The following is an 18,716-nucleotide window of genomic DNA, read 5'->3' as shown; positions in this document are numbered from 1 at the left end:
GTATGTCGCTTGGCTCAGCGCCTACATCGATACTCTTCACGTTTTTATTTCCGGGCCGCCTCAAGCGGGCGACCGTCAAAATCTTCAACTGATTTACGGTCGGCGTGTCCGCATGGATATGACGCGCCGATGGAACGCGATGACCTATCGCTATGACATCATAGGCTTCGTAGTGAAGGTTCAGTGCCCGCAACGAGAGATGCTTGAATTGCTGGGCCTATGGCAACGAGAACGCGGGGGCACTCTGCGCCGGTTAGACCTTTCATTTGATTGGACGTCCGACCGTTTGACGTTTGCCCAGCTAACCGATTGGATCAGACAACATCTCATTATGCGTAATCGCGCCGCCGGGATAATGAACACCTTTGAGAACGGTAGCGTGTACTACGTTCCGAACGCGCACACCTCAGAACGCTCGCTGGATAATCTTCTTTATTTCGACCGCGTGTCGAAACGCGACTGGAGTGGCCCGCCGGTGCATAAAAACGAGCTTCGCGTGCTTGGGACTGAAAACATCGAACGGATTTACGGTATCGCTTTTGCGGACGAAACCCCCGCTATCAACCCGGCTGCGGTTTTCCGCGGTTGCTTCGATGTTTCGCAGACTTTCGTTAGTAGTAAGGTTGCTAAGGCGGTTCAGGCCGCCATTCGCAAAACTTTGCGGGCCGAACATCAACGTCACATGAGAAAGAATACAAAGCCGTCTGCCCGGCGAGAGCGTTATCGGGCGATGCTGGCAAAACGTGCGACACGCATCTGGGCCAATCGAGACCTTGAATACGTTCAGCGCGTGAAAGACATCTTCCCTCGGCTGCTTATTCCTTCAAATGAGGAAATCAGGCTGCCAAACCGATTGTCATGGGACGCTACGGGGAGCAAGGCCCTGCGCCATGTTTAACCCCACAGAAGTCACCACTTTTGAGAAAATAACCTAGTAATTTCAATAGCCCATACTTTTCCCAGCCAACTAACACTGTTCTATCGGCGTTATCCCCAGAGGGCTCCCACAACATCGGCTATAATGCTGATGTTGATTTGATTTGGCTGAGGACTTTCGATGAACCAACCGGCAAAATTCGATCAGGATGAACGAACTACGCCCGTAGGTCTGTTCAATTACGCGCGCTCCTACTGGCATTCAGCCGAGGCATTGTCAGTTGCCAAGGTGCAAGTCACTCACCCTGAAGCTCCAAAGTCGTTCCTGTTTTATCACGCTATCGAGCTTTACCTAAAGGCGTACCTTCGCGGGATCGGGAAGACCGTAAGCGACCTCATAAAAGTTAGGCACAACGTAATTTCGTTGAGCAGCATGGCGAAAGAGCAAGGCTTACAGATTGCATATGATATCGATGAAGTACTACGACTTATGGACAGCGACGACAATGTCATGCGCTCACGTTACATCTCGACGGGCCTGTACAACGCAGCTTCCGAAGATGCCCTGTCTGAAGCGTGCAAGTATCTCGATGCGCAGGTCGGTGTAGAACTAAGCAAGCGTAATTTTCCCATTCGCTTGTCCGAACCGATGCGTTCTGAGGCTGCGCAAGTGGACGAATTGGGAAACATCGAAAGTGACCTCGACAGTCTGAGCCGCAAAGAACGTGAGATTGTTGGCTATCTTTTGCATCACAATCTTCGACTCTTCACGGCTGACGCTGATGGTGGTTACGCTAATACTCTTATAGCTCGTGGCATTATTCGCGTCGCGCTTAGGCATGGTCAGGTTTACAGCCCATCAGATGTGCCGATGGAAGTACCAAGGCCAATCTGGACGCTGCTAAAAAGGCATCGCGAACATTTTCCTTATGTCTGCAGCGACCATGATCCTGATCCTTGGCGCGTCGGATTTTTCGAGCGCCTTTAATCCCTTATTTCCATCCCTCCTGTTTTTTTGAAGTCATCGATGGCGAAAAGCAAAGTCATTGTCGCAAAGAAAATTGTCCAGCGGACCATCATTCTAGGAGCTGGCGCAAGTGTTCCTTATAGCTTGCCTTTGGCTTGGGAACTTATGGCTCAATCTGCCGAGACGATAAAAGCTCTTATTCGTCGTTACCACGAGGGGGCGGAAGGTTATTTCCGCGTGACCGATCAATATCTCGCTCAAGGGAGCGATTTGAATTTTGCGCTATTAAAATCAATCGGCGACCTAGACGACTTCCTGTCGACGGCAGAGATATTTCGCAATCACTTAGTTGCGTTAAATCTTGACGACTTCGTTCGAGATCACCCATCGATGACAGGTGTTGTCTCGATGCTGATAACAATAGCTTTATTTCGGGCGATGTATCGCAACGACAACGGCATATGGCGCTTGAAATCGCAATTTGAGCAAGGAGCGCTAGCACCCGAGAAGGATTGGATGCGGAGTTTAGTGGGCATTATGCGGCCAATTGCTTCGCCGGAGAACAGACTCGCAATCATATCGTTCAACTACGACGGCCTGCTTGAGCGGTCTATGAGAATGTATTGGAACGGAGCCGAGCGAAGGTATTGGCCGATGGATGAGTGCGTGGAGTTTGTATATCCACACGGATGCATAACTTCTCTTCCAGAACAAGTGCATCCTGTTCGTCGGTACCTCGAGTCGCAAGCGACAAACATTCGAGTTGGAGACAACAAAGACGACGAAGCACGAACGCGCGCAAAGCGGCTCATTCTGGCATCGTCTAAAATTTATATGGTGGGTTTTTCCCTCTCGACTAACAATCAGGAGTTGTTAGGACTAGGTCGAGAGAAAATGGCATCTGGCTTTTTTGTTCAGAATTTTCAGACCAAGGATAAGCGCTTAGTACGCATTTTGGACGAAGCGGGCGTTCCGCCGAATTGCCGAGACGACGGCGATATGGATAGCCTTATCCGACATGGCTTTTTTGAACAGTAGATTTGTTTACTCGTTATCTAAACCGTATCTGTGGTCCCTTAATCACCTTGTTCGTACCGGCGTACTTCAGGCGGGTCTCACCGACCCGCTTGTCGCGCTCAGCGCAAAGCTCATCGACCTTGGCCTGCATGCGCTCAAGCAGCGCTTCAGCAGACGCGGTACTAATGCCAGCGTGTTGAAGCTTGCGAATGTCGCCGCGCTGACGCCGGACCTGCGTCCTCATTCTTTCGATTTCGATGCGCAGATATTCGAGTTCCATGGTCATCCCGGCTTGACTGTCGCTAGAACAAATAGAGAACTGATATTTGAGGGTCAAGCAGGAACGCGACTCGACCATCATGCCCAAACATCACCCATTGCCCCTGTCGGGAGGCGACCGAAAGGCTCTAAAAAAGGAACTCGCCAAATCGCAGGCTATGGCGGGCATCCTTGCCGACCGCGCCGCCGAGCTACGCGCTGAGGGCGAGCGCCTAACCCGAGAAGCCGACAAGCTGACGTGCGAAAGCTGGAACGAGAAGATGTGGAGCGCAGGCGGCCCGACTGACCCATCGCCAACAATCGGCCAAGCTCTCAATGGCGGCTTCTCTTGGCTGGAAGTTCAATGCTCACGATGTCGGGCCGTCAGCAGTGTTGATCTAGCCATCTTGCCGCGCCCGCCCGACACCCCGGTGCATGCCTTGGAAGACTCGCTTCGCTGCCAGCGATGCACTGGCACCCGCACGCCGACTCGCGGGACCCTTCAGCAGCTATCAGCCACTGCGCGCAGGCCCGCTTAGACGACAACGAGCCAAAAAAGAGCCAAAAAGGCCATCGGGATTGCAGCCCCGATGGCCTGAAAATTCAAAAAGTGCCTATTTTATAAGGGTTTTCATGGTGAGCGCGGAGGGACTCGAACCCTCGACCCCATGATTAAAAGTCACGTGCTCTACCGCCTGAGCTACGCGCTCACGTGTCGCGGTGTGTAGGTGGCGGCTGGATGTGGGTCAAGTGCGGCCCTGCATCCTTGTTCAGGCTGTGGAATTCCCCGCTGGGCATCCTCCGTTCTCCTGTCCATCGACAACAATTGACATGAGAACGAAAAGAGAACATACTTATTGCCGAGCAGCCGGAGAACGCCAATGGCCGATATTTCCTATTATGTGGCCCTTCCCTTCACCCAAGATGATGATGGTTCCGTCATCGCCGGAACAGCGGAAGAATTTCAGAGCGCATCAACCGCGATCCGGCGCGCAGAAACCCTGTCACACTCGTTCGGAGCCATCGGAGCGGTAGCTTTCACCCGCTCGGGCGATCCCATGACCGGCGATTTCAAGGATGCCGTGGTCCTGAAGTCCTTCGGCAACGTCCCGACGGACCTCAGCGCTCTGTAAATGAGACGCGGGCCGGTCAGGAGCGGCGATCCTCCTGTTCCTTCAATTCGTCCTCGCTCAGGTCGTTGCGCGGAGTCACGAAGTCTTCGCTGTCCGGATTGACCTTGAATGGCGCGTTCCTGGTCGGGTCCTTGTCCCGCGTCTTTGCAGGCTCCTCGGCCTTGCCCTTCTTCTTGTTGCTCATGAGACGTCCCTTGCCCGCAGGCCGGTATGGCTGCGTCGCTTTCACTGAATATGGCTGACAGAATGCCTATCTGCTACGGCTGTGAGCCAGATTTCGAGGATTGCCATCATGACGGATTCGCCTGCCGCCCCCGAAGATGCCGTGCGCGATTTCGACGTGCCCGTTCCTTACATGCAACGGACGCGGGATTACTACCTCGCAATCGGCTACGACACGCCGTACCGCTGGGCCCACAATGTTGCAGCGCCGTTCCAGCCGCTGAAAAAGCCGCTCGCGCAGGCCCGTGTAGCGATCGTCACCACTGCGGCCCGCTTCGATCCGGCCAAGGGTGATCAGGGACCGGGCGCAGCCTACAACGGCAGCGCAAAATTCTATCAGGTCTACGACGGCGATACGTCTCAAAAGCACGACCTGCGTATCTCTCACATCGCCTACGACCGCGCGCACACGTCGGCGGCGGACATGAACACATGGTTTCCGCTGGAACAGTTGCATCGTCTCGCGCGCGAAGGCCGCATTGGATCAGTTGCGCCGCGCTTCTTCGGCGCGCCGACCAACCGCAGTCATCGCGCCACCATCGAGACCGACGCGCCGGACATCCTTGCGCGCTGCAAGGAGCACAATGTCGATGCCGCGATCCTCGTGCCGAACTGCCCCGTTTGCCATCAGACCACGGCGCTGGTGGCACGCCATCTGGAAGCCAACGGAATTTCCACGGTGGTGATGGGTTGCGCCAAGGACATCGTTGAGCACGCCGCCGTGCCGCGATTCCTGTTCAGTGATTTTCCGCTCGGCAATTCAGCCGGCAAACCGCATGACAAGGCCTCACAGGCCTTCACCCTGGAACTGGCGCTCAAGGTGCTGGAAAGCGCGCCGGGTCCGCAGACCACCGTCCAGTCCCCGCTGCGCTGGAGCGAGGACGCGTCATGGAAGCGCGACTACAACAATGTAGAGCGCATGGCCCCCGAGGAACTCGCGCGCCGCCGCCGCGACTTCGACGCCCAGAAGGAAGCCGCGCGCGCCAATCGCGTGGCGTGACTATTCGGACTCGCTTACTCGGACTTTCCGGCCGCCTTGCGCAGGGCCGCGTTGATCCGGTCCTGCCAGCCGGGACCGCCGTCCTGAAAGTATTCGAGAACGTCCTGGTCAATCCGGATCGAGACAAGCTCCCTCACACCGGGGATCGCGGCCTGCTTGGGAGGAGCCTCCGCCACCTTTTTGGTGGCGGACTTGAACGCCGCCTCGGCTTCCGTCTTCGCGTCACTGAGCGTGCGCGGCCGCCTTGGAGGTGATGTCATGTCAAATGCCCTCGAACAGCGCCGTCGACAGGTAGCGTTCGGAGAACGAAGGAATGATCGCAAGGATGGTCTTGCCCGCATTCTCCGGCCTCTTGCCGAGTTCGAGCGCTGCCGCGATTGCCGCGCCCGACGAGATACCGCCGGGAATGCCTTCGGCGCGCGCTAGCGCGCGAGAGGTCGCAATCGCCGTGGCGCTGTCGATCTTGACGATTTCGTCAATCACCGAGCGGTCGAGAATGTCGGGAACGAAGCCCGCGCCGATGCCCTGAATCTTGTGCGGTGAATGCTGGCCGCCGGACAGGACCGGGCTTTCCACCGGCTCCACCGCGACCACACGCACGGACGGCTTGCGCTGCTTCAGGATCTGGCCGACGCCGGTGATTGTTCCACCCGTGCCGACACCGGCCACGAAGACGTCAATGTCGCCATGAGTGTCGTTCCAGATCTCCTCCGCCGTGGTGCGGCGATGGACTTCGGGATTGGCCAGGTTCTTGAACTGTTGCGGCATCGCGGAGTTGGGCGTGTTGCGGATCAATTCCTCGGCCGTGGCGATAGCGCCCTTCATGCCCTGCGCCGCCGGGGTCAGAACGATTTCCGCGCCGAGAAACGCCAGCATCTTGCGGCGCTCGATGGACATCGACTCGGGCATCACCAGTTTCAGGCGATAGCCGCGCGACGCCGCGACGAAAGCCAGCGCGATTCCTGTATTGCCCGATGTCGGCTCGATCAGCACGGTATCCTTATTGATGACGCCGGCCTTCTCCATCGCGATGATCATCGCCGCGCCGATGCGATCTTTCACGCTCGCCGCCGGATTGAAATACTCAAGTTTAGCGAGAATCGTTGCTTTCACGCCGTTCTGTTCGGGCAACCTGCGAAGCCGGACGATCGGCGTATCGCCGAATGCATCAACGATGCTGTCGTAAATCCGCCCGCGTCCCGGCGCGCGTGCGGGCGAAGCGTTCGATTGTGATTTTGCGTCCATCGCGGTTCTCCACCTCAATTAATTGCGAACCATCAGAGACGGTTACGCGAAACAATCGGCTTCCGCCATTAAGGGCAGCAGAGCGGTTTCATGCAAGTGCCTCGTGGCGCATCTGGCCCAGGCAGTGCGCCGCAAAATGCTTTTCTCAAAAGGAACGCATTTGTGTTGCGACTTCTTCAAAGTCCCATGTCTATAGTCCGGGCAAGGCTCAAATCCGGCAGGGAGGTCACGATGCCAGCAATTGCTGCAATTCTGTCGACCAAGCCATCACGCTTACCGCCACGCATGAGCGATCGCCCGATCTGCACGATCTGTTCGGACTCGATGGTCGCAGCCGAAGCATCCGCGTTTCTCGCGGACAACATGATCAGCTACTTGTGGACCTGCGATAACTGCGGATATGGCTTCGTGACGAAGCATTCCACAAGGATCGTCTGTAACTAACTACCGAGGGTTCAGACTCAGCGCGGAGCGATGTCGCCCCGCGCCCATCCGTCGCGGACTGATGCCCTGTAGCTATCGAAGGTTCCGGCGGCGATGGCTGCGCGGGCGCCGCTCATCAGCGTCTGATAATAGGCGACGTTGATTTCCGACAACAGCATCGCACCCAACGCCTCCTCGGACTTTACGAGATGGTGCAGGTACGCGCGCGAATAGTCCCGCGCGCCGCGCCAATGGCTCTCCTCATCCAGTGGACGCGGATCGTCGGCATGACGCGCGTTGCGCAGATTGATGATTCCGTGCCGGGTGAACACATGGCCATGACGCCCGTTTCGCGTCGGCATCACGCAGTCGAACATGTCGATGCCGCGTGCGATGGCTTCCAGCATATCGTCCGGGGTGCCGACGCCCATCAGGTAGCGTGGCCGCTCCTGCGGCAGCAATGGCGCGACTTCCTCGATCATCGCCAGCATCACGGCCTGCGGCTCACCGACCGCGAGACCGCCGACGGCGTAGCCGTGAAAACCGATGTCGATCAGCCTGTGCGCGCTGTCGCGCCGCAGCTCGGGGATGTCCCCGCCCTGAACGATGCCGAACAGCATGTAGCCTTCCGGGGCACTCTCAAAGGCGCGCTTGCTGCGCTCCGCCCATCGGATCGAGAGCAGCATCGCGCGCTCGATATCGGCGCGCTCCGCCGGCAGCCGCACGCATTCGTCGAGTTGCATGGCGATATCTGAGCCGAGCAACCGCTGCACTTCGATGGCCCGCTCGGGTGACAATTCCACCTTGCTTCCATCGATGTGCGAACTGAAGGTCACGGCGTGCTCGGTCACCTTGCGCAGCTTCGCCAGCGACATCACCTGAAAGCCGCCGGAGTCGGTCAGCATCGGTCCGTTCCAGGTGGTGAATGTCTGTAAGCCTCCGAGCGACGCAATGCGCTCGGCGCCGGGCCGCAGCATCAGGTGATAGGTGTTGCCGAGCACGATATCGGCGCCGGTTTCACGAATGTCGCGCCAGTGGATGCTCTTCATCGCGCCGGCGGTGCCGACCGGCATAAACGCAGGCGTGCGGACGACACCGTGCGGCGTTGTCAGTACGCCGGTGCGCGCCTCGCCGTCGTGGCCGAGAAGTTTGAAATGGTTGGGAACAGCCATGGCGCGACGTTATGGGTCAGGTTGACCGGCGAAACAACAGCGATGCGTCGCCATACGAGTAGAAGCGATAGCCGCTTCCGATGGCGTGGGCATAGGCCTGCTGCATGGTCTCCAGCCCGCTGAAGGCCGAGACCAGCATGAACAGGGTCGAGCGCGGCAGGTGGAAATTGGTCATCAGCACGTCCACCGCCTTGAACCGGTAGCCGGGGGTTATGAAGATGGCAGTTTCCGCGGTGAACGGCTTGATGGTGCCGTCATCCGCCGCGGCGCTTTCGAGCAACCGCAGTGAGGTGGTTCCGACCGCGACAATCCGGCCACCCTTGGCGCGGGCCTCATTCAACGCAGCGGCGGTCTCAACGGACACCGTGCCCCACTCGGCATGCATCTTGTGTTCTGCCGTATCGTCGGCCTTGACCGGAAGGAACGTCCCTGCACCGACATGGAGCGTCACCCGATGCAGGCCGACGCCGCGCGCGCGCAAGGCGGCTTCAAGGCCCGGGGTGAAATGCAGCCCCGCGGTCGGCGCCGCGACAGCGCCCTCGCTGACCGCAAACATGGTCTGGTAGTCGGCATTGTCGCGCTCGTCCGGCGTCCGGCGCGAGGCGATATAAGGCGGGAGCGGCGGCGCGCCGACATCGGCGATGGCCTGATCCAGAATGGGGCCGTGAAACGAAAACGAGAGCGTCACCTCGCCGTTCTCGCCCTTGTGCTCGACCTGCGCATCGAGGTTTCCGAGCAGACACACCCGGCCCTCGTTGCCGAAGCGGATGACATCACCCTGAGCAAGTTTCTTGGCGGGTTTGACCAGCGCCTGCCATCGCGAACCATCAAAACGCTTGATCAGGGTCGCTTCGATTTTAGGCTCGGTTTCGCGGCCAATCCGGCGGCCGGTCAGTTGCGCCGGAATTACCTTTGTGTCGTTGACAACAAGCTGGTCACCGGGCTGCAGGAAGCGCGGCAGATCCGAAACAATGGCGTCGATCAGCGGTTGGTCCGGCTTCACGACAAGCATGCGCGCCGCGTCGCGCGGGCTGACGGGTCGCAGCGCGATGTTGGCTTCCGGAAGCTCGAAATCGAATAAATCTGTACGCATGATGCTCAAAATGTCGATGGCCGGGACATACGCCCGGCCATCCATTCGCAAAGCCGGTTTACGGCGAGGATCAGGCCGCGTCGGACGCCATATGCGCCTTGACGATCTTGTCGGGATTCTGAACCGGCTCGCCGCGCTTGATCTTGTCCACGTTCTCCATGCCGGAGGTCACCTTGCCCCAGACGGTGTACTGCTTGTCGAGGAAGCGTGCATCGTCGAAGCAGATGAAGAACTGCGAATTGGCGGAATCGGGATTGGCGGCGCGCGCCATGGACGCGGTGCCGCGCACATGCGGCTCTGCGTTGAACTCGGCCTTGAGGTTCGGATATTTCGAGCCACCGGTCCCGGTGCCGTTCGGGCAGCCGGTCTGGGCCATGAAGCCCTCGATCACGCGATGAAAGACGATGCCGTCATAGAAGCCTTCGCGCACCAGCTTCTTGATGTGCTCGACATGGCCCGGAGCAAGGTCGGGGCGCATTTCAATGGTCACCGGACCCTGCGTGGTTTCGAGGATCAGGGTGTTTTCAGCGTCTGCCATGATGTTTCCTTTGCAGATTGAGGCACCCGTCATCACTGCGGGCTGCCTGACTCGTGTTACTTGATGTCGGAGGCGACCTGCACCTTCACCATCTTGTCGGGATCCTGAACCGGCTCGCCGCGCTTGATCTTGTCCACGACATCCATGCCGGACACCACCTCGCCGACCACGGTGTACTTGCCGTTCAGGAAGCTGCCGTCAGCGAACATGATGAAGAACTGCGAATTGGCCGAATTCGGGTCGCCCGCGCGCGCCATGCCGACGATGCCGCGCTTGAACGGAACATTGGAGAATTCCGCGGGAAGGTTCGGATACTTCGATCCACCGGTGCCGTTGAAGCGCTGGCCGTCGCCGGTCTGGGCCATGAAGCCCTCGATCACGCGATGGAAGGGCACATTGTTGTAATAGCCGTCGCGGGCGAGTTGCTTGATGCGTTCGGCGTGTTTCGGAGCGAGATCGGGACGCAGCTTGACGATTACCCGTCCCTTGGTGGTGTCGATGACAATCGCGTTGGCCTTGTCCAGCCCGGCCGGAAGAGCCTGCGAAAAAGCGGGCGTCGCAAAAACAAAGGCCGCGAGAACGGCAAGAATGCGGATCATGAGAACTCCGGATCAGAGAAGGTTATTTGCCGGCAAATTTGGTCTTCAGGCGCGCGGCGACCGCCTTGGGCACGAAATGCGAAACGTCTCCACCCATACCAGCGATCTGACGCACCAGTGTGGCGGTGATCGGGCGGACGGTGGCGGAAGCCGGCAGGAAGACGGTGCGGATTTCCGGCATCAGGGTCTGATTCATGCCGGCGATCTGCATCTCATAGTCCAGATCGGTGCCGTCACGCAGGCCGCGGATCAGGATCGTCGCCCCCGCCCTCTGGGCAGCCGTTACGGTCAGGTCGCTGAACGTCACACAATCAATCTCGCATTTGGCGCTGGCGGCGATCGGCGCGAACACCTCGCGGATCATCTCCTGCCGCTCATCGACCGGAAATAGCGGAGCTTTGCCAGGATGAATGCCGATGGCCACGACCAGCCGGTCGACCAGGCTGCAAGCCTGACGGACCACATCCAGATGACCATTGGTGACGGGGTCGAACGACCCGGGATAGAGCGCGATGCGGGACATGCATCCTCCTAACCCGGCCCGGCGACCGCCGCAAGCTGGACCGGTTCCGCTTCCTTGTGAGGTTTATTTCTTGAAGGACGCGTGAACTTTTCCCCGTCTCCGCGCGTCATCCCTGCAGTCAGCCACGGCGGCTGCAGCAAGGGACGCGGACCATGATCAGGGCACTGGCAGCGGCGGCGATTGCGACATTCGTAGCAACCGCGATAACGTTTTTTCCCAGCTTCGCGCCGTCCGCCACGGCAAACATGCCGAAGGCGCTCGCAAAAGCCGACCGCCTGCCGATCGCGGCGACAAGTCCCTCCTGCGCGACTCAGAACTGGCCCAATATCGACGAGGTGTGCTTGCGTCGCACAAACTCCAGGCTCGGCATTCAGCCCGTGCGCCGTGTTTCAACCGACCGCGGCTAGAAAAGCTCCTCTGCTGCAGACCTGCGGACGTCAAGGCTGAAGCCGTCGAATAATTTCAAATCCCGGCATAGTAATTTCCAACCTCCGGTAGCAGACTACAGCCAGCGCCACTGAGTGGACGCGCGTTCAGGCTACAGGGGGCGTTCGTGACCACCGTTCATGCTGCATCTGGGGGCCGCAACTTCGGGCTTCCTGTTTCCGCGACTGTTGGCGCCCTCGGTGTCGTCTACGGAGACATCGGGACCAGTCCCCTCTACGCCCTCAAGGAAGCCGCCAAGGCTGCAACCCACCACGGTGGCGGCGCCCTCACCAACGAAGCGATCCTCGGTGTGGTTTCGCTGATCCTCTGGGCGCTCGTTCTGATCATTTCGTTCAAGTACGCGCTGCTGATCATGCGTGCGGACAATCGCGGCGAAGGTGGCATTGTCGCACTCCTCGCATTGCTGTCAGCACGCAATGCCGCTCCCGGCACCTGGCGCGCGCAACTGCTCGTGGTCGGCCTGATCGGCGCGGCTTTGCTCTACGGCGACGGCGCGATTACGCCCGCGATCTCCGTCCTCAGCGCGGTTGAGGGATTGAAAGTCGATGCGCCCTCACTCGCGCCTGCTGTCGTTCCGATTACAGTGGTCATTCTGATTTGCGTCTTCCTGATGCAACGCAAGGGCACCGGATTCATCGGTGGAATCTTCGGGCCGTTCATGCTGGTCTGGTTTCTCACGCTCGCGCTGCTCGGAATACATGGCATCGTGAAGAATCCGAGCGTGCTGGCGGCTCTCAGCCCCACCTATGCGGTCAGCTTCCTTCTCAGCCAGAACTTCCACATCTCCTTCGCCATTCTTGGCGCAGCATTCCTCGCCGTGACCGGCGGCGAAGCCATGTATGCGGACATGGGACATTTCGGCCGCTTTCCGATCCGGCTGGCATGGTTTGCCGTCGCATTGCCTGCGCTGGTTCTGAACTACTTCGGACAGGCTGCGTTGCTGGTCAGCGATCCCGCCGCAATCGAGAACCCCTTTTATCAACTCGCACCTGACTGGGCGCACTATCCCCTGGTTGCGTTCGCAACGATCGCCGCGGTGATCGCATCGCAGGCCATCATCACCGGCGTGTTCTCCCTGACCCAGCAATCCATCCAGCTCGGATTCCTGCCGCGCATGCATATCAGGCACACCGCCAGTCATGAGATGGGGCAGATCTACGTGCCGCTGGTGAACTGGATGCTGGCCGCCGCGACGCTCTGCGCGGTGATCGGTTTCGGCACGTCGGACGCACTGGCCGGCGCCTATGGCATTGCCGTCTCGCTGCTCATGGCCATCACAACGCTGCTAGCGGCGCTCGTGGCCATCCAGTGGGGCTTTCCGCCGCTGCTGGTCATCGCCGTCAATGGCCTCTTCTTCGTCATCGACTGCATCTTCTTCGCGGCAAACTCGACCAAGTTTCTTGAGGGCGGCTGGTTTCCGCTGCTGCTCGCAGGCTTCATCGCGTTCTTGATGCTCACATGGCGAAGCGGCGTGCGTCTTGTCGAAAAGGCCCGTGGAAGACTGCGTCAGCCGGAAGAGGAACTGATCGAAACCATCGTAGGGCAATGCGTAACACGATTGCCCGGGACAGCGGCGTTTCTCGCGTCATCCCCGAACGGTGTGCCCCTCGCACTAACCCAATTCGTCCGGCATAACCACATGCTGCACGAACGTGTTCTGCTGGTGACGGTCGTGATCGACGAAATTCCCCGTGTCGACGACGGGGATCGCGTGGTGATCACCGATGTCGTCCACGGTGTTTCGCGCGTCATCCTTCATTTCGGTTTCATGCAGTACCCGACGATTTCCGAGGGACTCGAACTTGCATGCGCGCAGGGAAAACTGACCGGCATTGACCTTGCCGATGTCAGCTACTTCATCGGCCGGGAAACCATCGTCCCCACCGAAAAGGTCGAAGGCATGGCGGTGTGGCGCGAGACAGTGTTCGCCTTCCTGCAGCGAAACGCCGAGCGCACGGCGGCGTTCTTCGGCGTTCCGACCAAGCAGGTCGTCGAGTTCGGGACCGAGATCGAAATCTAGCGCGGCGGTCTTAACCGCCGTTGCCATTGTCCGATTCGTCTTCCGGGATGTGCTCGACGGAAACGACATGCTCGTCTTCCGCCGTGTCGAACACAATCACGCCCTGCGTCGAGCGGCCTGCAACGCGAATGCCTTCGACCGGGCAGCGGATCAACTGTCCCTTATCGGTCACCAGCATGATCTGGTCGCTGTCCTCGACGGGGAATGACGCCACCAGCTTGCCATTACGGTTGTTGACGGACATCGCGACGATGCCCTTGCCGCCGCGTCCGGTGGTGCGATACTCGAACGACGAGGAGCGCTTGCCGTAACCGTTCTCGCTGATGGTCAGCACGAACTGTTCGGCTGCCGACATCTGCGCGTAGCGATCCTGGCTCAATTGTACGGCCGCTGACGACTCTTCAGCATCGGTCTCGCTATTCTCCTCAGCCGCCGCTTCACCCGCAACCGCGCGGCGCATCTTCAGATAAGCAGCACGCTCATCGGATGACGCTTCGAGATGGCGGAGGATGGTGAGTGAGATCAGCTTGTCGCCCTCGGCAAGCGCAATGCCGCGAACGCCCATCGAGGTGCGTCCGCTGAACACACGCACGTCGGTGACGGGGAAGCGGATACACTGTCCGCCTGCGGCGGTCAGCAACACGTCGTCATTCTCGGTGGCGATCTGCACATCGACGATGGCCTCGCCCTCATCGAGTTTCATGGCGATGATGCCCGACCGGCGCACGTCGACGAAGTCAGAGAGCTTGTTGCGCCGGACATTGCCGCCTGTGGTGGCGAACATCACATCGAGATTGCCCCACGAGGATTCGTCTTCCGGCAGCGGCATGATGGTGGTGATGCGTTCGCCCTGCTCCAGCGGCAGGATGTTGATCAGCGCCTTGCCGCGCGAGTTCGGAGCCGCCATCGGCAGGCGCCAGACCTTCTCCTTATAGACCTGACCACGCGATGAGAAGAACAGCACCGGCGTGTGCGTCGAGGCGATAAACAGACGGCTGACAAAGTCCTCATCGCGAGTCTGCATGCCCGAACGGCCCTTGCCGCCGCGCTTCTGCGCACGGTAGGTCGACAGCGGCACACGCTTGACATAGCCGGCGTGGGAGACGGTCACGACCATGTCCTCGCGCTGGATCAGGTCCTCGTCCTCGACCTCGCCTTCCTGATCAATGATCACCGTCCGGCGTGGCGTGGCGAACTCATCCTTCACGGCGGTGAGTTCGTCCTTGATGATGCTTTGAATACGTGCGCGCGAGCGCAGGATATCGAGATAGTCCGCAATCTCGGTCGCGAGCTTGTTCAGTTCCTCGGAAATTTCCTCGCGGCCCAGCGCCGTCAGGCGCTGCAGGCGCAGATCGAGGATCGCCCTGGCCTGTTCCAGCGACAGCCGCGCAGTGCCGTCCTCGGAGACCCGATGACGCGGATCGTCGATCAGCGTGATCATGGCCGCCATATCCTTGGCGGGCCAGTCACGCGACATCAGGGTTTCTCGCGCCGTATTCGGGTCCGGCGACGTCCGGATAACGCGGATCACCTCGTCGATATTTGCGACCGCAATGGCAAGGCCAACCAAAATGTGGGCGCGGTCACGCGCCTTGCCGAGCAGGAACTTGGTCCGCCGGGAGACCACGCTCTCGCGGAACGCGATAAAGACGGTCAGCAGGTCCTTCAGGTTCATGACCTGCGGGCGGCCGCCGTCGAGAGCCACCATGTTGGCCCCGAAATTGGTCTGCAGCGGGGTGAACTTGTAGAGCTGGTTCAGCACCACCTCGGGCACGACATCGCGCTTCAACTCGACGACGACGCGATAACCGTCGCGGTCGGACTCGTCGCGCAGATCGGCGATGCCCTCGATCTTCTTTTCGCGCACCAGTTCGGCGATGCGCTCGACCATGCCCGCCTTGTTCACCTGATACGGGATTTCCGAGACCACAATCGCCTGACGGTCCTTGCGGATGTCCTCGATCTCGACCTTGCCGCGCATCACGATGGAGCCGCGCCCCAGATGGTACGCTGCGCGAATGCCCTGGCGGCCGAGAATAATGCCGCCGGTCGGGAAATCAGGTCCCGGAACGATGTTGATCAGATCGTCGATCCCAAGCGCCGGATCGTTGATCAACGCAATGCAGGCATCAATCACTTCGCCGAGATTGTGCGGCGGAATGTTCGTAGCCATGCCGACGGCGATGCCGCCGGCGCCATTGACGAGAAGGTTCGGAAATTTGGCCGGCAGAACGCGCGGCTCGCGCTCGGAACTGTCGTAGTTCGGCTGAAAATCGACGGTATCCTTGTCGATGTCATCAAGCAGCGAATGCGCGACCTTTTGCAGACGCGCTTCGGTGTAGCGCATCGCCGCGGCCATATCGCCGTCAACGGAGCCGAAGTTGCCCTGTCCGTCGATCAGCGGCACGCGCATGGAGAAGTCCTGCGCCATACGCACCATCGCGTCATAGACCGACTGGTCGCCGTGCGGATGGTATTTACCGATGACGTCGCCGACGGTTCGCGCCGACTTGCGGTAAGGTTTGTTCCACTCGAAACCGTTCTCGTACATCGCATAGAGAATGCGGCGATGAACGGGTTTCAGACCGTCACGCGCGTCCGGCAGCGCTCGCGCCACGATCACGCTCATCGCGTAATCGAGGTAGGAGCGCTTCATCTCATCCGTGATTGAAACGGGACGGATATCAGCCGCGTCGGGCGGCCCGGACGGCGGATCTTCTTGGTCGGTCAACGTGCGAATCCTGAGTGCGAAATGCTGTTGTTATATAGGCGAATTCGCCCCGCAACGCCAACCGCATTTGCAGCCAAAATCGACGCGAATTCACTAGTCTTTACAAAGATTTAGACCGGTGCAAAATCGGGATTCTAGCAACGATTCCAGAAGGCGGAAAACCACGCTTCGCAGACGCCAGGCTACGGTCCAAAAGCGACCGCATTCATGATGCGGCCAGGGACGAATGTGAACAGCCCGGCGATGACGAGCCCACCCGTGAAAATCGAGATCATCGTGATCCTGTGACCGCGCACGCGATGCCGGTGCGCAAACCAGAGTCCGAGCGGAAGCATGATCAGGCTGAAGATCGACAACAGATGGATCGCACTCCAGGGCGCCCCCAGCTTGATCTGACGGCCGTGTATCCAGAACGAACTGATCGCGACGGTTGCCATCAGCGCGACCCAGACCCACCCTGTCGCACGATGGGGTAAGGTCCCTTTCGGAGACGCAAACTGGACTAGTCCCAGCGCCAAAGCTCCCAGCGCCGCGAACGCATGCAACTGGATCACCGGTGAGGCATCGAGCAGCGGCGCCAGGCTCATCGGTCACATTCCGAAAACGGATTGAAGTCTCATTTCAACAGAAGTGAATGGCGCGGGCAATCTCACGCAGAGCCGCGGCAATGATAACGGCTCTGCGTGTTCTCACGGCTCTTCTAATGGCTCAGAACGGGATGTCGTCGTTCATGTCGTCGCGACCGCCGCCGGCCGCAACGCGGCGCGGAGGCGCCGAGCGCGACGGACCGGACGATCCGAAATCGCCGCCCTCATCCGCGCCGAACGAACTGCCGCCGCCGCTCTTGCCGTCCAGCATGGTCAAGGTCGAATTGAAGTTCTGAAGAACCACTTCGGTCGAGTAGCGATCCTTGCCGTCCTTGTCCTGCCACTTGCGGGTCTGCAACTGCCCTTCGAGGTAAACTTTTGATCCCTTCTTCAGGTACTGCTCCGCGATCTTGCAGAGCCCTTCGCTGAAGATCACGACGCGATGCCACTCCGTCTTCTCTTTCCGCTCGCCCGTATTCCTGTCGCGCCACGTCTCCGATGTGGCAACGCTCAGATTGGCGATCGGGCGGCCGTCCTGTGTCCGCTTGATTTCCGGGTCGGCACCGAGATTGCCGACCAGAATGACTTTATTGACGCTTCCTGCCATTGACGCTCTCCACTTTCGCGCACGCAGACGGTGCGCCCGAATCTGTCAGGATTTATGATCGCGGACGGCTTCCCGCCTCAGGAAAGGCCCGCTCCGAAATTGACCCTATACGCTCCGGCCTGTGCCATGAGCCCGGCGCGACGGTTATCCACACGCAAGCCGCCGACAAAACCCAGACACAATATGTACCTTTTTTGTTCTCGTGCAAGCGGAACTCGACAAACAACTCATTGAGGAACAATCCACCGTCCGTCGCCGCGTCACGGAATGTGACGAAAACGTGATCAAAACATGGTGCGATGGAACCGAATATCCTAAGCATTTCCTTGTCTTAGGAACCTTCACTTCCCTTCTGACTGTTGCATTTCGGAGACGGCATTTTTGGCGGAAGCCGGTATATTCCGATTCACGAAATCGAATCCCATTGCGTTTGCGCCCCGTCGTTCGCGCCTTGGAAAACCGCCCCGAAAAATCGGAACGGATCAAAACTGGAGAAGATGAGATGAAGAAGTTCTTGCTCGGCACCGTGGCGCTGGTTGCCCTCGGCACTGCCTCGGCAGTCGCTGCTGACCTGCCGGCCCGCACCTACACCAAGGCGCCGGTTTATGCCGCGCCGATCTACAACTGGACCGGCTTCTACGCCGGTGTGCACATCGGCGCTGCCTTCGGCGGTGACGATGGCTTCGCCACCACCGACGCAACCCTCGCTGGAAGCAACCGTGACGCAGCCTTCCTCGGCGGCGGTCAGATCGGCGCTGACTACCAGTTCGCTCCGAACTGGCTGGTCGGTATCGAAGGCCAGATTTCCGGCCTGTCGAGCAACGACCGCAACTTCACCAACGGCGTTGACGTGCTCCGCGACAAGTCCGACTGGCTTGCTTCGGTCACCGGCCGCCTCGGCTACACCTGGGGTCCGGGCCTGATCTACGCCAAGGGCGGTGTCGCGTTCCGTGACGACGCTGGCCTCGCTGCGACCGCTGGCTTCCTGCCGGCTGTGACCGATCGCCAGTCGACCGGCTACACCGTCGGTGGCGGCCTCGAATACATGTTCGCTCCGGCCTGGTCGGCGAAGGTTGAGTACCAGTACTACAACTTCGACACCACCAATGTCGCCTACACCAACGGCGGCGCTCAGGCCCTGTCCTACAAGGACGACCTCCACACTGTGAAGGTTGGCCTGAACTATCGCTTCAACTGGGGTGGCCCGGTCGTCGCAAAGTACTGAGCGTTAAATACCTGACAAACTCCTCCCGGGTTT

At 59.4% G+C, this 18,716-nt stretch carries 20 protein-coding genes and 1 tRNA gene; 8 read left to right on the top strand and 13 right to left on the bottom strand.

Annotated elements, in window-relative coordinates; translation table 11 throughout:
• Window positions 1-139: 139 nt before the first annotated feature.
• The 3 genes from HMPREF9696_RS04280 (at window position 140) to HMPREF9696_RS04270 (ending at window position 2,881) form a co-directional block, all read left to right on the top strand.
• Window positions 140-898, top strand: a complete 759-nt coding sequence (locus HMPREF9696_RS04280; RefSeq protein WP_002711722.1) for a hypothetical protein — start codon at window positions 140-142, stop codon at window positions 896-898.
• A gap of 159 nt (window positions 899-1,057) precedes the next feature.
• Window positions 1,058-1,864 (top strand): hypothetical protein, encoded by an 807-nt coding sequence (locus HMPREF9696_RS04275; RefSeq protein ID WP_002711721.1) that lies wholly within the window; start codon window positions 1,058-1,060, stop codon window positions 1,862-1,864.
• Between the two features lie 39 nt (window positions 1,865-1,903).
• Window positions 1,904-2,881, top strand: a complete 978-nt coding sequence (locus tag HMPREF9696_RS04270) for a hypothetical protein (RefSeq protein WP_002711720.1) — start codon at window positions 1,904-1,906, stop codon at window positions 2,879-2,881.
• Between the two features lie 13 nt (window positions 2,882-2,894).
• Here the strand turns inward: HMPREF9696_RS04270 and HMPREF9696_RS04265 are convergent, their stop codons facing one another.
• Both HMPREF9696_RS04265 and HMPREF9696_RS04260 read right to left on the bottom strand, forming a co-directional pair.
• Window positions 2,895-3,140 carry a hypothetical protein gene (locus HMPREF9696_RS04265; RefSeq protein ID WP_002711719.1) on the bottom strand — a complete coding sequence of 82 codons (246 nt, stop codon included), beginning with the start codon at window positions 3,138-3,140 and terminating at the stop codon, window positions 2,895-2,897.
• A 612-nt stretch (window positions 3,141-3,752) separates the two neighbouring features.
• Window positions 3,753-3,828, bottom strand: a tRNA-Lys gene (locus tag HMPREF9696_RS04260).
• 171 nt (window positions 3,829-3,999) lie between these two features.
• Here HMPREF9696_RS04260 and HMPREF9696_RS04255 point away from each other — a divergent pair.
• Window positions 4,000-4,251 carry a hypothetical protein gene (locus tag HMPREF9696_RS04255; RefSeq protein WP_002711718.1) on the top strand — a complete coding sequence of 84 codons (252 nt, stop codon included), beginning with the start codon at window positions 4,000-4,002 and terminating at the stop codon, window positions 4,249-4,251.
• Window positions 4,252-4,267: 16 nt separating this feature from the next.
• Here the strand turns inward: HMPREF9696_RS04255 and HMPREF9696_RS21760 are convergent, their stop codons facing one another.
• Window positions 4,268-4,435: a hypothetical protein gene (locus HMPREF9696_RS21760; RefSeq protein WP_002711717.1), complete on the bottom strand. Its 168-nt coding sequence runs from the start codon at window positions 4,433-4,435 to the stop codon at window positions 4,268-4,270.
• Between the two features lie 108 nt (window positions 4,436-4,543).
• Here HMPREF9696_RS21760 and HMPREF9696_RS04245 point away from each other — a divergent pair, with 108 nt between their 5' ends.
• A complete protein-coding gene (locus tag HMPREF9696_RS04245) occupies window positions 4,544-5,473 on the top strand; it encodes a glycine/sarcosine/betaine reductase selenoprotein B family protein (RefSeq protein ID WP_002711716.1) in 930 nt (309 codons plus the stop codon).
• 14 nt (window positions 5,474-5,487) lie between these two features.
• Here the strand turns inward: HMPREF9696_RS04245 and HMPREF9696_RS04240 are convergent, their stop codons facing one another.
• Window positions 5,488-5,733, bottom strand: coding sequence for a BrnA antitoxin family protein (locus HMPREF9696_RS04240; RefSeq protein WP_002711715.1), 246 nt, complete (start codon window positions 5,731-5,733; stop codon window positions 5,488-5,490).
• Between the two features lies 1 nt (window position 5,734).
• On the bottom strand, window positions 5,735-6,718 hold the full coding sequence (gene cysK / locus HMPREF9696_RS04235; RefSeq protein ID WP_002711714.1) for a cysteine synthase A: 984 nt from the start codon (window positions 6,716-6,718) through the stop codon (window positions 5,735-5,737).
• 231 nt (window positions 6,719-6,949) lie between these two features.
• Here cysK and HMPREF9696_RS04230 point away from each other — a divergent pair, with 231 nt between their 5' ends.
• The gene (locus tag HMPREF9696_RS04230) at window positions 6,950-7,162 is read left to right on the top strand and encodes a hypothetical protein (RefSeq protein WP_002711713.1); all 213 of its coding nucleotides are present in this window, start codon (window positions 6,950-6,952) and stop codon (window positions 7,160-7,162) included.
• A gap of 17 nt (window positions 7,163-7,179) precedes the next feature.
• On the opposite strand, the gene tgt is transcribed toward HMPREF9696_RS04230, so the two are convergent.
• The 5 genes from tgt to coaD form a co-directional block, all read right to left on the bottom strand.
• Window positions 7,180-8,313 carry a tRNA guanosine(34) transglycosylase Tgt gene (gene tgt / locus HMPREF9696_RS04225; RefSeq protein WP_002711712.1) on the bottom strand — a complete coding sequence of 378 codons (1,134 nt, stop codon included), beginning with the start codon at window positions 8,311-8,313 and terminating at the stop codon, window positions 7,180-7,182.
• Between the two features lie 16 nt (window positions 8,314-8,329).
• Window positions 8,330-9,406: a tRNA preQ1(34) S-adenosylmethionine ribosyltransferase-isomerase QueA gene (gene queA, locus HMPREF9696_RS04220; protein ID WP_040301797.1), complete on the bottom strand. Its 1,077-nt coding sequence runs from the start codon at window positions 9,404-9,406 to the stop codon at window positions 8,330-8,332.
• Window positions 9,407-9,476: 70 nt separating this feature from the next.
• Window positions 9,477-9,944 (bottom strand): peptidylprolyl isomerase, encoded by a 468-nt coding sequence (locus HMPREF9696_RS04215; RefSeq protein ID WP_002711710.1) that lies wholly within the window; start codon window positions 9,942-9,944, stop codon window positions 9,477-9,479.
• Window positions 9,945-10,000: 56 nt separating this feature from the next.
• On the bottom strand, window positions 10,001-10,543 hold the full coding sequence (locus HMPREF9696_RS04210) for a peptidylprolyl isomerase (RefSeq protein ID WP_002711709.1): 543 nt from the start codon (window positions 10,541-10,543) through the stop codon (window positions 10,001-10,003).
• Between the two features lie 22 nt (window positions 10,544-10,565).
• Window positions 10,566-11,066 (bottom strand): pantetheine-phosphate adenylyltransferase, encoded by a 501-nt coding sequence (coaD, locus tag HMPREF9696_RS04205; protein ID WP_002711708.1) that lies wholly within the window; start codon window positions 11,064-11,066, stop codon window positions 10,566-10,568.
• 553 nt (window positions 11,067-11,619) lie between these two features.
• Here coaD and HMPREF9696_RS04195 point away from each other — a divergent pair.
• Window positions 11,620-13,533, top strand: coding sequence for a potassium transporter Kup (locus HMPREF9696_RS04195; protein WP_002711706.1), 1,914 nt, complete (start codon window positions 11,620-11,622; stop codon window positions 13,531-13,533).
• A gap of 10 nt (window positions 13,534-13,543) precedes the next feature.
• Here the strand turns inward: HMPREF9696_RS04195 and gyrA are convergent, their stop codons facing one another.
• From gyrA to HMPREF9696_RS04180, 3 genes are all read right to left on the bottom strand, one after another.
• On the bottom strand, window positions 13,544-16,264 hold the full coding sequence (gene gyrA, locus HMPREF9696_RS04190; RefSeq protein WP_002711705.1) for a DNA gyrase subunit A: 2,721 nt from the start codon (window positions 16,262-16,264) through the stop codon (window positions 13,544-13,546).
• Between the two features lie 182 nt (window positions 16,265-16,446).
• Entirely contained in the window at window positions 16,447-16,851 is a 405-nt protein-coding gene (locus HMPREF9696_RS04185) for a DUF2306 domain-containing protein (RefSeq protein ID WP_002711704.1), read from the bottom strand.
• A 121-nt stretch (window positions 16,852-16,972) separates the two neighbouring features.
• Window positions 16,973-17,458 (bottom strand): single-stranded DNA-binding protein, encoded by a 486-nt coding sequence (locus tag HMPREF9696_RS04180; RefSeq protein WP_002711703.1) that lies wholly within the window; start codon window positions 17,456-17,458, stop codon window positions 16,973-16,975.
• A gap of 502 nt (window positions 17,459-17,960) precedes the next feature.
• Between HMPREF9696_RS04180 and HMPREF9696_RS04175 the strand changes: the two genes are divergently transcribed.
• Complete coding sequence (locus tag HMPREF9696_RS04175; protein WP_002711702.1) at window positions 17,961-18,683, top strand: outer membrane protein; 723 nt, start codon at window positions 17,961-17,963, stop codon at window positions 18,681-18,683.
• The last annotated feature ends 33 nt before the right edge of the window (window positions 18,684-18,716 follow it).

It is taken from the genome of Afipia clevelandensis ATCC 49720 (assembly GCF_000336555.1).
Taxonomy (GTDB): Bacteria; Pseudomonadota; Alphaproteobacteria; order Rhizobiales; family Xanthobacteraceae; genus Afipia; species Afipia clevelandensis.
This window is presented reverse-complemented; position numbering and strand designations above follow the sequence as displayed.

Excerpts from the sequence above, each read along its gene's own strand:
- HMPREF9696_RS04280 (WP_002711722.1), top strand. The coding sequence starts at position 140 with ATGACCTATCGCTATGACATCATAGGCTTCGTAGTGAAGGTTCAGTGC.
- HMPREF9696_RS04275 (WP_002711721.1), top strand. The coding sequence starts at position 1,058 with ATGAACCAACCGGCAAAATTCGATCAGGATGAACGAACTACGCCCGTA.
- HMPREF9696_RS04270 (WP_002711720.1), top strand. The coding sequence starts at position 1,904 with ATGGCGAAAAGCAAAGTCATTGTCGCAAAGAAAATTGTCCAGCGGACC.
- HMPREF9696_RS04265 (WP_002711719.1), bottom strand. The coding sequence starts at position 3,140 with ATGGAACTCGAATATCTGCGCATCGAAATCGAAAGAATGAGGACGCAG.
- HMPREF9696_RS04255 (WP_002711718.1), top strand. The coding sequence starts at position 4,000 with ATGGCCGATATTTCCTATTATGTGGCCCTTCCCTTCACCCAAGATGAT.
- HMPREF9696_RS21760 (WP_002711717.1), bottom strand. The coding sequence starts at position 4,435 with ATGAGCAACAAGAAGAAGGGCAAGGCCGAGGAGCCTGCAAAGACGCGG.
- HMPREF9696_RS04245 (WP_002711716.1), top strand. The coding sequence starts at position 4,544 with ATGACGGATTCGCCTGCCGCCCCCGAAGATGCCGTGCGCGATTTCGAC.
- HMPREF9696_RS04240 (WP_002711715.1), bottom strand. The coding sequence starts at position 5,733 with ATGACATCACCTCCAAGGCGGCCGCGCACGCTCAGTGACGCGAAGACG.
- cysK (WP_002711714.1), bottom strand. The coding sequence starts at position 6,718 with ATGGACGCAAAATCACAATCGAACGCTTCGCCCGCACGCGCGCCGGGA.
- HMPREF9696_RS04230 (WP_002711713.1), top strand. The coding sequence starts at position 6,950 with ATGCCAGCAATTGCTGCAATTCTGTCGACCAAGCCATCACGCTTACCG.
- tgt (WP_002711712.1), bottom strand. The coding sequence starts at position 8,313 with ATGGCTGTTCCCAACCATTTCAAACTTCTCGGCCACGACGGCGAGGCG.
- queA (WP_040301797.1), bottom strand. The coding sequence starts at position 9,406 with ATGCGTACAGATTTATTCGATTTCGAGCTTCCGGAAGCCAACATCGCG.
- HMPREF9696_RS04215 (WP_002711710.1), bottom strand. The coding sequence starts at position 9,944 with ATGGCAGACGCTGAAAACACCCTGATCCTCGAAACCACGCAGGGTCCG.
- HMPREF9696_RS04210 (WP_002711709.1), bottom strand. The coding sequence starts at position 10,543 with ATGATCCGCATTCTTGCCGTTCTCGCGGCCTTTGTTTTTGCGACGCCC.
- coaD (WP_002711708.1), bottom strand. The coding sequence starts at position 11,066 with ATGTCCCGCATCGCGCTCTATCCCGGGTCGTTCGACCCCGTCACCAAT.
- HMPREF9696_RS04185 (WP_002711704.1), bottom strand. The coding sequence starts at position 16,851 with ATGAGCCTGGCGCCGCTGCTCGATGCCTCACCGGTGATCCAGTTGCAT.
- HMPREF9696_RS04180 (WP_002711703.1), bottom strand. The coding sequence starts at position 17,458 with ATGGCAGGAAGCGTCAATAAAGTCATTCTGGTCGGCAATCTCGGTGCC.
- HMPREF9696_RS04175 (WP_002711702.1), top strand. The coding sequence starts at position 17,961 with ATGAAGAAGTTCTTGCTCGGCACCGTGGCGCTGGTTGCCCTCGGCACT.